We start from the raw sequence: 14,129 nt of genomic DNA on the forward strand, positions 1-14,129 counted from the left end.
GATCATTGGATTTGCGGATGCATGAAAGCTTTGCGCGTCTGCTTGATATGTTTTCCCAAGCCATCGTCTGGCGTCGCGCTTGCGACAAAACGCACATGTCATGTGTGGCTGTATTATTCTATGGGAGACCGCATTGATGAATCTCTGAAAGGAAATGGCCAATGACGAGCGACTGGGTGGACTGGTTCCCTATCGTCTTCTTTCCGGCAAAGATTATCGTGTTGGGCACGGCCATGTTCTTCGCCATAAAATGGCATCACGATCAGGATAAAGCAGAGAAGAAGAAAAACGAAGCCAGCGAAGCGGACGTGCCCGCCGAAAAAATCGGCGACGCCTAAAACGAGAGCCTGTCAGATTCAGATTGAACCGGGCAGATTCTGGATTTTCTGGTTTTCGTTTTTCTTTTCGGGAAAATGAGGTTCCACTTTTTCCTGAAAAAACTCTAGATGGGCGGTCTAAAGCCCAATCAACACGCTCTTGCTCTTGCGATTGGCATGGTAGGCCTCGCGGCCCAAATCCTTGCCAATGCCGGATTGTTTGTATCCGCCCGTGGGCAGAATATGATCACGCGAACGGCCATAGCGGTTCACCCAGACAGTTCCCGCCTGAAGCAAGCGTGTCAGGCGAAGGGCGCGGGAGAGATCACGGGTAAACAGTCCGGCGCAAAGGCCATAGGTGGGGTGATCGGCCAGTGCCAGCGCCTCGTCCTCATGCGCAAACGACTGCATGGTCAAGACGGGGCCGAAAATTTCTTGCATCACAGCCGGAGAATGCTGATCGACATGGGAGAGCAAGGTTGGCGTATAAAAATACCCATCGCCTTCCATAATATCGCCACCCGTCAGGCACTCAGTCCCGGCATCAATGGCGGCTTTGACGATGCTGTCGATCCGCTCGCGTTGGCGCTGGGAGATAATCGGCGAATATTGTGCGGTCGCATCCCAGGTTGGACCAGCTTTCACCGCCTTCATTTTGGCGATGATTGCTTCTGCCAAAGGCTCCATCACACTGCGCTCAACAATCAGGCGTGAGCCAGCCACGCAGGCTTGGCCAGCGTTGGAGAGAATGCTTTGGGCAATGGCGGTGGCGGCCTTGTCCAGATCGGCATCGGCAAACACCAGTTGCGGGCTTTTGCCGCCCAGTTCCAGTGTCATGGGTTTGACGCCCGTGCGGGAAATATTGCCCATAATCGCCTGACCTGCTCCGGTAGAGCCGGTAAAGCTGACCTTGGCAATATCCGGGTGGCCAGTGATGGCATTGCCGGTCACAGCGCCATCGCCCAGTACGATATTGATCAGCCCCGCCGGAATCCCGGCCTGAACTGCCAATTGCGCTAGATAAATGCTGGAAAACGGTGTCATTTCCGAGGGTTTCAGCACCACGGCATTGCCCGCGGCAAGCGCTGGCCCAAGCTTCCAGCCTGCCATGGAAACCGGGAAATTCCATGGCGTGATGGCTCCTACCACGCCATAAGGCTCGCTCATGATCATGCCGAGACTATCACCATCCGTCGGTACCAGCGCATCGCCTTCCTTATCTGCCATTTCGGCAAAAAAGCGGATCTGCTCGGCGGTGACGGCAATGTCACCGGCAATCAGATGACCAACAGGGCGGGTGGAGGACAGAGCCTCCAGCTTTGCCAATGTTTCGGCCTCGCGCTCAATAAGGTCCGCCCAACGTTGGAGCACAATGGTGCGTTCGCGTGGGCGCACGCTGCCCCATTTGCTGGTTTTCAGTGCTTGCTTTGCGGTTTGGACGGCCCGATCCACCATGTCCTCATTGGCAATCGGACAGCCCGCATAGGCCTTGCCATCTGATGGGCGGTACATGTCTATGGCGCCATTGGCATCCACCAATGTATCGCCAATGAAATGGCCGATAGGCAGGGCGATGGTGTCTGGATCGAAGCTGAGGGTCATGGTGTTTCCTTGGGCAAGCTCGGGTTATGCCATGATGGTGACGTAGATTTTCTTCACCGTTTCAATGGTCTTCCACACGCCAACAAAGCCCGGCTTCATGATGAAATGATCGCCTGCCTTGTAGATAATCGGCTCGCCGCCATCCGGGGTGATTTCCACCACGCCCGACAGAATATGGCAGTATTCAAAGCTCTCGCCCTTGATGGATTTTGTCTCGCCGGGGGTGGCTTCCCACACGCCGGTGTGGATCATTTCGCCACGGCAGACATCCTGCGGCCAGGTCTTGAAGGCCGGATCACCAGAGATCAAACGTTCTGGCAGGGCCTTGGATTCTTTCGGCGTGAAGGTTGGGTTGGTGTCAATGGTTTTCAAAAGAGACATGGATTAGTCCTCGGTTTAAAGTTGGCAGCAGTGGTCTGCGAGAGCGGTGATCATGGTCTGGCAGCTGGCCAGCTCATCCATCAGGATATATTCGTTGGGCTTGTGGGCACGGCTGATATCGCCGGGGCCGCAGATGATGGCATCGATTCCCGCTTGCTGGAAAAGCCCGGCTTCGGTGCCGTAACTCACGGCAGCCAGCGGCTCGACGCTGGTGAGAGTGTGCAGCAAGCTGGCAAGAGGTGCGTTTTGCGGGAGTGAGAGTGCGGGGTATGCACTCATTTCAGCCCATTCCATTCCAAAGCCTTTGTCTTTCAACGCTTCCGCTGCCCGACGAACAGGCTGCAAAAGCGCTGCGGGATCAACGCCAGAAATGGCGCGGGCCTCAAACTCGGCCTCACAGGTATCAGGAATGATATTGACGGCTTGTCCACCACGCACGGTTCCCACTTGCAGCGAGGAATAGGGCGGCTCAAACACCGCTTCAAACGGGCCGCTCGTTAAATCAGAGGCAGCATCGCGGGCAGCAATCAGAACCTCACTCATCGCATGAATCGCATTCAGCCCCAGATCAGGCCGCGATGAATGGCCGGAGCGTCCGGTGATGGTGACACGGACTGCTGCCTTGCCCTTGTGGGCGCGGATGGCCCGCATGCCGCTGGGTTCGCCAATAATAGCCCCAAGCGGGCTTTCGCAAAGGCTCGGCAATTGCGCCAGCATATGCGGCACGCCACGGCACCCGGCCTCTTCATCATAGGAAAAAGCAAGATGGATGGGACGGGCCAGTGGCATGGCGGCGAGTTTGGGCACATACGCCAAAGCGCAAGCCAGAAACCCCTTCATGTCGCTGGTGCCACGGCCAAAAAGCCTGTCACCGTCGCGCCGCAACTGGAATGGATCGCTCACCCAGCCGCTTTCGCCCGCTGGCACCACATCCATATGGCCGGAGAGGATATAGCCGGGCACATGTTTGGGACCAATGGTGGCAAACAGATTGCTGCGGTCGCCTTCCGGCCCGGGAAGCACGCTCACCGCCGCGCCGTGGTTTTGCAGATAGTCACGAATGAAGCTGACGATCTCGCCGTTGGCTGTGCCGACAACGGAAGGGAAGGCCACGAGGCGTTCGAGAATGTCCAAGGGTCGCTCCATCGATCCGGTCTCGCAGTGCGGCACACTGCTGATAGGACGCAAAGCTCAATGCCTTTGAAAAGCTGAGTGCGTCGGATCTGGAATCTACAAGCCAAGCGGTATTTTTACTGCTGAAAGCAGGGGATATTTGGTGGAATCTTCGGTTCCGGAGGCTAAGGGGAGCGGATTATACCGACGCCACTGAGACAGATGGATCAGGCCTTCCCTGGCTCTTTATGCGCTGTAGAACAGTCCTGGCTTTGCATGCCGAAACCCACCAGAGCAATCCGGACGAATTGCTGTGCATACGGTACGAGCTGGAAATTATCCCTGCCGAAGGCCCATTCGCCGATCAGGCCCGATATGGTCGCGCTCAGGGTCATGGCTGCGGAGGCAGGGTTCCAGGGTGCTGTCAACTGGCCCCTGTCGGCGGCAACCTGGAAGAGGGGCAGCAGCTTGCCCTTGAGCGTGCTCAGAATGCCATCCGAGTCGGTTTCCTTTATCGAAAGGTCCAGATGGAGGCTGACTCGGATCACACCGCGCCGCCGCTCATCGGCCTGAAGATGCGCCAGCATGTCGAACAATATCTGTTCAAGGGCGGCAAACACGTCGACGGAACTGTCCGCCGGAAGCCGAGCCGCCAAATGCTCGAAAGGCTTGAAAGCCTGGTTGCGCAGGGCTTCGAGAATGCCGCGCTTGTTCTTGAAGTGCCAATGGACAGCACCGCGCGTCACGCCAACTGTCTGGGCAATTTCGTCCAATGACGTCTGGTCAAAGCCCTTGGTGAGGAAAAGTTGCTCGGCAGCGTTCAGGAGCTGCATGTGGGTTTCGGCTGCTTCTTCCTTGGTTCTCCGCAATGGGTCCTCCTGGGCGAATTTATTGGGCACGGCGCGTCGTTTTCTAATTCATCACATATTTGTACGCCGCGATCAATCCTATTTACAAACGGTATGTATGTATATATATCGGGGAGGCTACCGTTGGAGTGTTCCTAGCCATGCAAAAAACAAAGCGATTTCTTGTTGCGGGTTGCGCTATTGCAGCCCTTTCCTTTTCCACCCCATCATTTGCGCAGATGCCAAATGCTGGACCGCCGGCCGTCGGCGTCACGATTGCCAAGCTGAAGCCGATCAATGACACGACCGAGGTCAATGGCCGGGTCGAGGCGAAAGATTCCGTCAATCTCGTCGCCCGTGTGACCGGATTCCTGGAAGAACAACTTTTCAAGGAAGGTTCCGAGGTCAAGAAGGGCCAGGTCCTGTTCCGCATTGAGCGGCAGTCCTATGAGGCTGATCTGGATTCCAAGAAGGCCACTCTTGCCGAGAACCAGGCCACCCTTGAAAATTCAAATATATCCCTTGCTCGTAATGAACAACTTCGAGCTGGTGGAAGCGGTAGCCAGAGCAATCTGGACGACGCACGCGCCACGCAGCGGACCTCGATTGCCAAGGTCGCGGAATCCGAAGCGGATGTGCGCACCTCGCAGATCAATCTTGGCTATACCGATATCATCGCGCCTATCGATGGTCGTATCGGCCTTGCTTCGGTCACGGTCGGCAATGTCGTGTCGTCCTCATCGGGAACCTTGGCCACTGTGGTCAGTCAGGACCCGATGTATGTGAAATTCCCGATATCGGTGCGCCGTCTCATTGAATTGAGACAGCGGTTCGACAAGGAAGGTGGTCTGGAAAAGAGCGTGAAGCTCAAGATCCGCTTGCCCGATGGCAGACTATACGCTCAGGAAGGCACGCTTGATTTCTACGACATCAGCGTTTCCGAGAATACCGATTCCATCACCCTGCGTGGCACGATCCCCAATCCGCTGCTGCCAACGGGACATCGGGAACTGGTGAATGACGAATTCGTCCGCGTGATCCTCGAAACCGTCGAGCCAACCAACTACCTCACCATTCCGCGCGCCTCGGTCATGATCGACCAGCAGGGTTCCTACGTCTATGTGGTTGATGACAAGAGCATTGCGCAGGTGCGCCGTGTGACGCTTGGGCAATCCACGCCTGACATGGCTGTTGTCACCAATGGCCTCAAGGAAGGCGACAAGGTGATTACCGACGGCATCCAGCGTGTTCGGCCCAATACACCGGTTAATGCACAGCCGGCCGACCAGGCTCCTTCACCCGCCGCACCAAAGCAGGGCTAAGCGATGTTTTCCAATATTTTCATTGATCGTCCACGCATGGCAATCGTCATTGCCATCGTGCTGACGATTGCCGGTGGGCTGGCGCTGACCAGAATATCGGTATCCCAACTTCCCGATATCGTGCCGCCACAGGTCCAGGTGACGGCCTCCTATCCCGGCGCTTCCGCCGAGGTGCTGGAACAGACCGTCGCGCAACCGATCGAATCCAAGGTGATCGGGGTCGACAAAGCACTCTATATGAAAAGCACCAGCGGTAATGATGGCAGCTATTCGCTGACTGTCAGTTTCGCGCTGGGCAGCGATGCTGACATTAACACCGTTAACGTCAACAACCGCGTGCAGACGGCTCTGTCCTCGCTGCCCAGCGACGTTCAAAGTCTGGGTGTCTCGGTCAGCAAGAAATCCTCGTCCATCCTGCAATTTATTATGTTACAGAGCGACAAGGGCAAGTTTGACCCGTTGTTCATGACCAATTATGCGACGATCAACGTCCTGGACGAGATCTCGCGTGTTCCAGGCGTCGGTTCGGCATCGCTCTTCAGCAACATGAAGTATTCGATGCGCATCTGGTTCGATGTCGACCGCTTGTCCAGCCTTGGCCTGGTGCCTTCGGATGTCACAAGTGCGATTTCAGCCCAGAACGTTCAGGCACCCGTTGGCCGTATCGGTGCACGTCCGGTGCCTGATGACCAGGCATTTCAATACAACGTCCAGACCCAGGGCCGCCTTGAGACGCCGGAGGAATTCGGCAATATCGTGCTCCGTGCCAATAAGGACGGCTCTGTCCTGAAGGTGAAGGATGTCGCCCGTGTTGAACTGGGCGCACAGAACGATGACACGGTCTCCCGACGCGAAGGCGATCCGGGTGTTGCCATGGGCATTTACATGTCTCCCGGTGCGAATGCGCTGAATACGGCTGCGGCCGTCAGCGCCAAGATCGCGCAATTGAACAGCCGGATGCCGGAAGGGATGCGCGCCAATGTCATGTACGACTCGACCACCTTCGTTCAGGATACGATTGAATCCGTTATTCATACGCTGATCGAAGCCTTCGTGTTGGTGGCTGTGGTCGTCTTCCTGTTTCTCGGCAATGTCCGGGCGACAATCATCCCGATCATCGCCGTACCGGTCAGCGTTATCGCCACATTCGCGGTATTGCTGGCGCTTGGCTATTCGGCCAATACGGTCTCGCTTCTCGCCCTTGTTCTCGCCATCGGCATCGTCGTTGACGATGCGATTGTCGTTGTGGAAAATGTCGAGCGCGTGATGGAGGAGGAGCCGGAGCTGACCCCGGTTGCCGCCACCAAGAAGGCCATGGGGCAGGTCACCGGTCCGATTATTGCGATCACCCTTGTCCTGCTCTCGGTTTTCGTTCCCATCGGCTTCATCTCCGGTATCTCAGGGGAATTGTTCCGGCAGTTCTCGGTCACCATCAGTGTTGCCATGCTGATTTCGGCCATTAACGCGCTGACGCTGTCTCCGGCTCTCTGCGCCGTCTTCCTGCGCCATACCGGCGAAAAACGCGGCATCATGGGCTGGATCAGCCGGCGTATCGACAATACCCGCGACGGTTATGCCTGGGCGGTCCAGAAAATGGTCCGCATGGCGGTCCTGTCCCTGCTGATCATCGGGGTCGGTGGCGCTGGTATCTATGGCATGTCGAAGATCACCCCGAGCGGCTTCCTACCGGAAGAAGACCAGGGCACGTTCTTCATCGCGGTACAATTGCCCGATGGCGCTTCGGTGGCGCGGACAAGTGGTGCGGTTGGACAGGTGGAGGATTTGCTGAAGGCTATTCCTCAAATCGATAACGTCTCCTCGGTTATCGGTTATTCCTTCCTTGACAGCTATTCGGCCAGCAATTCCGCCTTCATGATCGTGCGGCTGAAACCCTTCGCGGATCGTCCCGCAGCCCTGGACAAGGTCCAAGCGGTCATCGGCCGGACCTTCGGCATGGTCCAGCAGGTCAAGGCCGCCACGGTTCTGCCCTTCAACCTTCCGCCGGTTCTTGGTCTTTCCACCAGCGGCGGTTTCGAAGCGATGATCGAATCGCTTGAGGGTGCTGATCCGGCAACCATGGCCAATGTGGCCTATGGCGTGGTCGGTGCGGCCAATCAGAACCCGCAATTGGCACGTGTCTTTACCACCTATGGTGCCAATGCGCCGTCGATCTATCTCGATATCGACCGTGAAAAAGCCCAGGCGCTCGGTATCAGCATCAGTGATATCTTTAACGCCCTACAGGCAACGCTCGGTGGCTCTTATGTCAACGACTTCAACGAGTTCGGACGCACCTGGCAGGTCAAGGTCCAGGGCGATGCCGCCAATCGCCGCGATACATCGGCGCTTTGGAACATCTATGTCCGCAACTCCAATAGTGACATGGTGCCTCTCCAGTCGATTGCCGAGGTAAAGACAATTGTCGGCCCGCCGGTCATCACCCGCTATAACAACTATCGCGCCGTGACCATCAACGGTTCGCCTTCTCCCGGCACGTCTTCCGGGGATGCCATGGAGGCTTTCAAGCAGGTGGTCGCCAAGACCCTGCCATCCGGCTTTGCGCTGGAATGGACAGGTACGGCCTATCAGGAACAGCAGGCCTCAGGCCAGACGGGTATCATCCTGGCACTGGCCCTGCTGTTTGCCTATCTGTTCCTGGTGGCGCTTTACGAAAGCTGGACCATTCCCGTGCCGGTTCTGCTTTCCGTCATCGTGGGTGTGTTCGGTGCCTTTGCCGGCATGGCGCTCACCCACATGACGATGGATCTCTACGCACAGATCGGTCTCGTGGTTCTGATCGCCCTTGCCGCCAAGAACGGCATTCTGATCGTCGAGTTCGCCAAGGAAAAGCGTGAGGCGGGTATGCCGATTGCTGATGCGGCGGTTCTGGGCGCAAAGCTGCGTTTTCGCGCCGTGATGATGACATCGATTGCCTTCATCCTCGGTCTCGTGCCGCTGGTCTGGGCAAATGGCGCCTCGATGATGGCGCGGCACAATGTCAGTACGCCGGTCTTCATCGGTATGCTGACGGCCAGTACACTCGGTCTGTTCGTGATCCCGATGCTCTACGTCACGTTCCAGACCGTGCGTGAAAAATTGAAGTCCTGGCTTGGCTTGGGCAAACCATCCGGACATCACGCGCCGCATACCGACCCTTAAATCTGATGTTTAAGCATATCGTTTGAAAAGACCGGATCGGAGATTGCAACGCAGTTTCCGATCCGGTCAATTTACGTGATATTCCGGCCATTTTGCGCGTTGAAGCGAGAATGGCACCCGGTCGCCATTGCGACCTAGCCCATTGGCTATCACGGTCCCGCCTCATAAAACGTCTTTTCTGCATGATACCTTAAGCCGATTCCGGTTTAAGCTTTTATGCTTTAAGGTCCGTGCGAAAGAGGATGAGGATCACATGCCGACAATATTGGATCAGCTGGAAAGCCGCCGCGCCGAGGCCCGTCTTGGCGGTGGTGAAAAGCGGATTGACGCGCAGCACGCCAAAGGCAAACTGACAGCACGCGAGCGGATCGAGATCTTGCTCGATGAAGGCTCGTTTGAAGAATACGATATGTATGTCACCCATCGCTGCGCGGATTTCGGCATGGATGGCCAGAAGGTGGCGGGCGATGGTGTCGTCACCGGCTGGGGCACGATCAATGGTCGGCAAGTCTATGTGTTTTCCCAGGATTTTACCGTGCTCGGCGGCTCGCTGTCGGAAACCCATGCCCAGAAAATCTGCAAGATCATGGATATGGCCGTCCGGGTCGGGGCGCCGGTCATCGGCATTAACGATTCCGGCGGCGCACGCATTCAGGAAGGTGTGGCCTCGCTTGCTGGCTATGCCGAAGTGTTTCGCCGCAATGCCGAGGTGTCGGGCGTCATTCCGCAGATCTCTGTGATTATGGGGCCATGCGCGGGTGGCGCGGTCTATTCACCAGCCATGACCGATTTCATTTTCATGGTGCGCGACACCTCCTACATGTTCGTCACCGGCCCTGACGTGGTGAAAACGGTGACCAACGAAATCGTCACGGCGGAAGAGCTGGGCGGAGCTGGTACCCATACGAAGAAATCCTCGGTAGCGGACGGCGCTTTTGAAAACGATGTCGAGGCGCTGGAACAGGTGCGCCTGCTGTTTGACTTCCTTCCGCTGAACAACCGCGAAAAGCCGCCGAAGAGGCCGTTCTACGATGATCCGGCCCGGCTTGAAATGCGGCTGGACACCCTGATCCCCGACAGTTCCACCAAGCCTTACGACATGAAGGAACTGATCCACGCGCTGGCAGATGAGGGCGATTTCTTCGAGCTTCAGGAGGCCTTTGCCAGAAATATCATCACCGGCTTTATCCGGCTGGAAGGCCAGACGGTCGGTGTGGTTGCCAACCAGCCGATGGTGCTGGCCGGCTGCCTGGATATCGACTCATCGCGCAAGGCGGCTCGTTTCGTGCGCTTTTGCGATGCCTTTTCCATTCCGATCCTGACGCTGGTGGACGTGCCAGGCTTTCTGCCCGGCGTAGCGCAGGAATATGGCGGCGTCATCAAACACGGTGCCAAGCTGCTGTTTGCCTATTCTGAGGCCACCGTGCCGATGGTGACGCTGATTACGCGCAAGGCCTATGGCGGAGCCTATGACGTGATGGCCTCCAAGCATATTGGCGCTGACGTGAATTATGCCTGGCCGACAGCGGAAATCGCTGTCATGGGAGCCAAGGGCGCGACCGAAATCCTCTATCGTTCCGAACTTGCCGATCCCGAAAAGATTGCGATGCGCACCAGGGAATATGAGGAGCGGTTTGCCAATCCGTTTGTTGCGGCAGAGCGCGGCTTTATCGATGAGGTGATCATGCCGCATTCGTCACGCAAACGCATCGCCCGGGCCTTTGCCTCGCTGCGTGGCAAGCAGGTTGCGACCCATTGGAAAAAACACGATACCATTCCGCTTTAAAAACGGGCCCACTTTGATAGCGGGTTCACTTCAACAACAAGATCGGACCTGTTCCGGCAGACAAGAAAGGGCGGCATGGATGTCCAAGGCCCCTGATATGACCAAGCACCGTGGATTTCCCTCCGGCATGCCCGGAACAGGTATACAGTTCACCATTCGCCGGGCCAATCCCCGGGGCGTCACCCCGATCAAGGCCATGCCGCGCAAGGCCTATCCCGGCACAAAGGAACATCGCGTCGATGCGGCTTTCCTGCACGCGCTCTGGCATCACTTCGGCGCAGAACCCTTTGAGCGCGGCAATCTCGATGCGGCCCGGCTCAATCTGCTGTTCGGGCGCGAAGTGGTGGCGGTGGAAAAGGATTTCGATCCGCTGTCTTATGAATCGATGCTGCGGATTGATGAGCGGGTGGCGAGGCACAGCTTTCCGGAATCCTTCGACGATGTATTTGAGGTGTGAGGCGATGGTTTCTCTCCTGTTTCAACGGGATGCTGCATGATGGTCAAAACCTCTGAGATGCCGAAGCATCGCGGCTTTCCGGCGGGCCTTCTCGGCACGCAATGGCAGTTCACGCTGCGCCGCGCCAATTCCAACGTGACAAAGCTCACCTCCATGCCGCGCCACCGCACTATGGACCAGACCGTGGCTTTGGCGGATATCGGTTTTGTGCGGGCGCTTTGGGAGTATTTTGGCGCAGAGCCTTTTGAGCGCGGCAATCTGGATGGCGAGCGGCTGTGTCGTCTATTTGGCCGGGAGCTTCTGGCTGCGGAGCGGGGTTTTGATCCGACCTCCTATACGGCCAAGCTGAAACTCAACGAAAAGCTAGCCCGGAAGAACTTTCCGCAGGCCTTTGATGACACGGCAGGGGTGTGAAGATGGCAATTTCCAAAATCCTGATCGCCAACCGTGGCGAAATCGCCTGCCGTGTGATCAAGACCGCAAAGCGGATGGGCATTGCCACGGTCGCTGTGTATTCCGATGCGGATGCCAATGCGCTGCATGTCAAGCTGGCGGATGAGGCGGTGCATATCGGCCCGTCGCCCTCCAACCAATCCTATATCGTTATCGACAAAATTCTCGAGGCGATCAGGCAGACCGGCGCGGATGCCGTGCATCCCGGCTATGGGTTTCTGTCGGAAAATGCCGCCTTTGCCGAGGCGCTGGACAAGGCAGGCGTCGCCTTCATTGGCCCGCCGGTTGGCGCCATCAAGGCGATGGGCGACAAGATCACCTCCAAGAAGCTGGCGGCAGAGGCGGGGGTGTCCACCGTGCCTGGCCATATGGGGCTGATTGCCGACGCCGATGAAGCGGTGAAAATCGCTGCTCAGATCGGCTATCCCGTGATGATCAAGGCGTCCGCCGGTGGCGGTGGCAAGGGCATGCGCATCGCCTGGAACGATGCCGAGGCGCGCGAGGGTTTCCAATCCTCGAAGAACGAGGCGATGAACTCGTTTGGCGACGACCGGATCTTTATCGAGAAATTCGTTGACCAACCGCGCCATATCGAAATCCAGGTGCTGGGCGATAAGCATGGCACTGTGCTCTATCTCGGCGAGCGCGAATGCTCGATCCAGCGGCGAAACCAGAAGGTGATCGAGGAAGCGCCATCGCCGTTTCTGGATGCGGACACCCGCAAGGCGATGGGCGAGCAGGCCGTGGCGCTGGCCAAGGCGGTTGGATATTATTCCGCTGGCACGGTGGAATTTATCGTCGATGGCAATCGCAATTTCTACTTCCTGGAAATGAACACCCGCTTGCAGGTGGAGCATCCGGTAACAGAACTGATCACCGGGCTTGATCTGGTCGAGCAGATGATCCGGGTGGCCTCGGGCGAAGCGTTGGCTTTTGCGCAAGCGGATGTGACGCTAACGGGCTGGGCGGTCGAAAGCCGGCTCTATGCCGAAGACCCCTATCGCAATTTCCTGCCGTCGATCGGCAGGCTGTCACGCTACCGCCCGCCCAACGAAGGCCAGCAAGCCGATGGCACGGTGGTCCGCAACGATACCGGGGTCTTCGAAGGCGGGGAAATCTCGATGTATTACGATCCGATGGTTGCCAAGCTGTGTACGTGGGGGCCTGACCGGATCACCGCCATCGATGCGATGAGTGCGGCGCTGGACCGGTTTGAAGTCGAGGGTATTGGCCATAACCTGCCGTTTCTGTCGGCGGTCATGCAGCATCCGCGCTTTCGCTCCGGCAAGATCACCACCGCCTTTATCGCAGAGGAGTTTCCAGAGGGCTTTTCCGGGGTCGAGCCGGATGAGATGGCGGGTAAGACGCTTGCCGCCATTGCAGCCCTCGTCCACCAGCGGCGCGAGGCCCGTGCCGCGCAGGTCTCCGGCACCATGGGCAATCACGCCCGCACCATTGGCCGTGATTGGGTGGTGGAGCTGGCAGAGCGGAGTTATCCGCTGACGCTTTCCACTGATCCCGGCAGCATGATGTTTGCCGATGGCAATGTGCTCTCGGTTGATGGCGTGTGGCAGCCGGGCCAGACGCTGGCAATTTTTACCGTCGATAGCCAAAGCATCGCGGTTAAAATTGACATCAAGGGGCCTGCTATCCGCCTGCGCTGGCGGGGCATGGATGTCGTGGCGCATGTTCGCAATCCGCGTGTCGCCGAGCTTGCCCGGCTTATGCCCCGGAAATTACCGCCCGACACGTCAAAAATGCTGCTCTGCCCGATGCCGGGTGTGGTGACAGGCATTGCGGTTGCCGAAGGCGACGCCGTGGAGGCCGGTCAGGCACTGGCGACCGTGGAAGCGATGAAGATGGAAAATATCCTCAAGGCCGAGCGACGCGGTGTGGTGAAGAGGCTTGTTGCCAAGGCTGGCCAAAGCCTGGCCGTGGACGAACTGATCATGGAATTCGAGTGATGGGCAAATGTGCTTTTGGCCAAAGATCGGGTAGCCAAGGATCAGGCATCATCGCCCTGCCGCTCACCCAGTCGCGCCAGCATATGTCTCTGATGGTCCTGCCCACCGAAAAAAATGGCCAGGATCTGGACCTGGTTTTTAACCTCATCGACTTTGAAATAGATGACGGCACGGTTTTTCGTCACATGGCGCAAGTCAGGCGAAATGTGTGGCAACAACGTTCCCTGAAAGGGCGCATGGACCAGCGCCTTCAAATCATCGTCGATCGCTTGAAGACGCGCCGAGGCGCGATCGAAGGCTTCCTGTATCGCGTCTCCGAAAGACAAATAGGCTTCGACAAGGTGATCAAAGATAAGGTCAAGATCTCGATTGCTGGCGGCAGACCGCACCAAATCAAAGGCCATAGAAAGACTTTTTGGCAGCGATCATCTGCTGGATTGTCCGGCTGCTTTCCTCGGCGTTCAGGAACGGACCTTTGCTGCGCTCGTCGATCAGCGCGCGCAACGCCTGAACTTCCGCCTCCTTCATCTCTGTTTCCTCCCGCAGCAGCTCAAGACCGCGCTGCACGACGGCGCTCAGGCTTGAATACCGCCCGTCTTCCACAAGCTTGCGGGCAAACCTGTCTTGCTGATCGGAGATGGAAACGGAGGCTTTCACGGACATGGGGACAGGCTCCTCAAGGATTAGCTATTAAAAATACTACTCAGTCGCATTAAAATCAAGCTGA

13 protein-coding genes are annotated in these 14,129 nt (G+C 57.3%); 7 read left to right on the forward strand and 6 right to left on the reverse strand.

The window, feature by feature from the left end:
* The first annotated feature begins 161 nt into the window (after positions 1–161).
* On the forward strand, positions 162–338 hold the full coding sequence (locus AVCG78_RS20145; RefSeq protein ID WP_174089740.1) for a hypothetical protein: 177 nt from the start codon (positions 162–164) through the stop codon (positions 336–338).
* 117 nt (positions 339–455) lie between these two features.
* On the opposite strand, the gene AVCG78_RS20150 is transcribed toward AVCG78_RS20145, so the two are convergent.
* The 4 genes from AVCG78_RS20150 to AVCG78_RS20165 all read right to left on the reverse strand — a co-directional run bounded on the left by AVCG78_RS20150 (position 456) and on the right by AVCG78_RS20165 (position 4,282).
* Positions 456–1,919, reverse strand: a complete 1,464-nt coding sequence (locus AVCG78_RS20150) for an aldehyde dehydrogenase family protein (protein WP_071204092.1) — start codon at positions 1,917–1,919, stop codon at positions 456–458.
* A gap of 24 nt (positions 1,920–1,943) precedes the next feature.
* Positions 1,944–2,300, reverse strand: coding sequence for a cupin domain-containing protein (locus AVCG78_RS20155; RefSeq protein WP_071204095.1), 357 nt, complete (start codon positions 2,298–2,300; stop codon positions 1,944–1,946).
* A gap of 15 nt (positions 2,301–2,315) precedes the next feature.
* Positions 2,316–3,446 (reverse strand): acetylornithine deacetylase, encoded by a 1,131-nt coding sequence (gene argE, locus AVCG78_RS20160; protein ID WP_071204097.1) that lies wholly within the window; start codon positions 3,444–3,446, stop codon positions 2,316–2,318.
* A 194-nt stretch (positions 3,447–3,640) separates the two neighbouring features.
* Complete coding sequence (locus AVCG78_RS20165) at positions 3,641–4,282, reverse strand: TetR family transcriptional regulator (protein WP_071204099.1); 642 nt, start codon at positions 4,280–4,282, stop codon at positions 3,641–3,643.
* A gap of 140 nt (positions 4,283–4,422) precedes the next feature.
* Here AVCG78_RS20165 and AVCG78_RS20170 point away from each other — a divergent pair, with 140 nt between their 5' ends.
* The 6 genes from AVCG78_RS20170 (at position 4,423) to AVCG78_RS20195 (ending at position 13,402) form a co-directional block, all read left to right on the forward strand.
* The gene (locus tag AVCG78_RS20170; protein WP_071204101.1) at positions 4,423–5,583 is read left to right on the forward strand and encodes an efflux RND transporter periplasmic adaptor subunit; all 1,161 of its coding nucleotides are present in this window, start codon (positions 4,423–4,425) and stop codon (positions 5,581–5,583) included.
* Between the two features lie 3 nt (positions 5,584–5,586).
* On the forward strand, positions 5,587–8,742 hold the full coding sequence (locus AVCG78_RS20175; protein WP_071584423.1) for an efflux RND transporter permease subunit: 3,156 nt from the start codon (positions 5,587–5,589) through the stop codon (positions 8,740–8,742).
* A gap of 253 nt (positions 8,743–8,995) precedes the next feature.
* Positions 8,996–10,528, forward strand: a complete 1,533-nt coding sequence (locus AVCG78_RS20180) for an acyl-CoA carboxylase subunit beta (RefSeq protein ID WP_071204105.1) — start codon at positions 8,996–8,998, stop codon at positions 10,526–10,528.
* 79 nt (positions 10,529–10,607) lie between these two features.
* Entirely contained in the window at positions 10,608–10,985 is a 378-nt protein-coding gene (locus AVCG78_RS20185) for a hypothetical protein (protein ID WP_071204107.1), read from the forward strand.
* A 39-nt stretch (positions 10,986–11,024) separates the two neighbouring features.
* Positions 11,025–11,399, forward strand: coding sequence for a hypothetical protein (locus AVCG78_RS20190; RefSeq protein ID WP_041698941.1), 375 nt, complete (start codon positions 11,025–11,027; stop codon positions 11,397–11,399).
* Positions 11,400–11,401: 2 nt separating this feature from the next.
* Positions 11,402–13,402: an acetyl-CoA carboxylase biotin carboxylase subunit gene (locus tag AVCG78_RS20195; protein ID WP_071204109.1), complete on the forward strand. Its 2,001-nt coding sequence runs from the start codon at positions 11,402–11,404 to the stop codon at positions 13,400–13,402.
* A gap of 41 nt (positions 13,403–13,443) precedes the next feature.
* On the opposite strand, the gene AVCG78_RS20200 is transcribed toward AVCG78_RS20195, so the two are convergent.
* Positions 13,444–13,806, reverse strand: coding sequence for a type II toxin-antitoxin system RelE/ParE family toxin (locus AVCG78_RS20200; RefSeq protein ID WP_071204111.1), 363 nt, complete (start codon positions 13,804–13,806; stop codon positions 13,444–13,446).
* The gene (locus AVCG78_RS20205; RefSeq protein WP_071204113.1) at positions 13,796–14,065 is read right to left on the reverse strand and encodes a type II toxin-antitoxin system ParD family antitoxin; all 270 of its coding nucleotides are present in this window, start codon (positions 14,063–14,065) and stop codon (positions 13,796–13,798) included. Before AVCG78_RS20205 ends, AVCG78_RS20200 begins: the two co-directional genes overlap by 11 nt.
* Positions 14,066–14,129 lie beyond the last annotated feature (64 nt).

The sequence above is a fragment of the Gillisella vitis genome, from assembly GCF_021559775.1.
GTDB classification, from domain to species: domain Bacteria; phylum Pseudomonadota; class Alphaproteobacteria; order Rhizobiales; family Rhizobiaceae; genus Allorhizobium; species Allorhizobium ampelinum.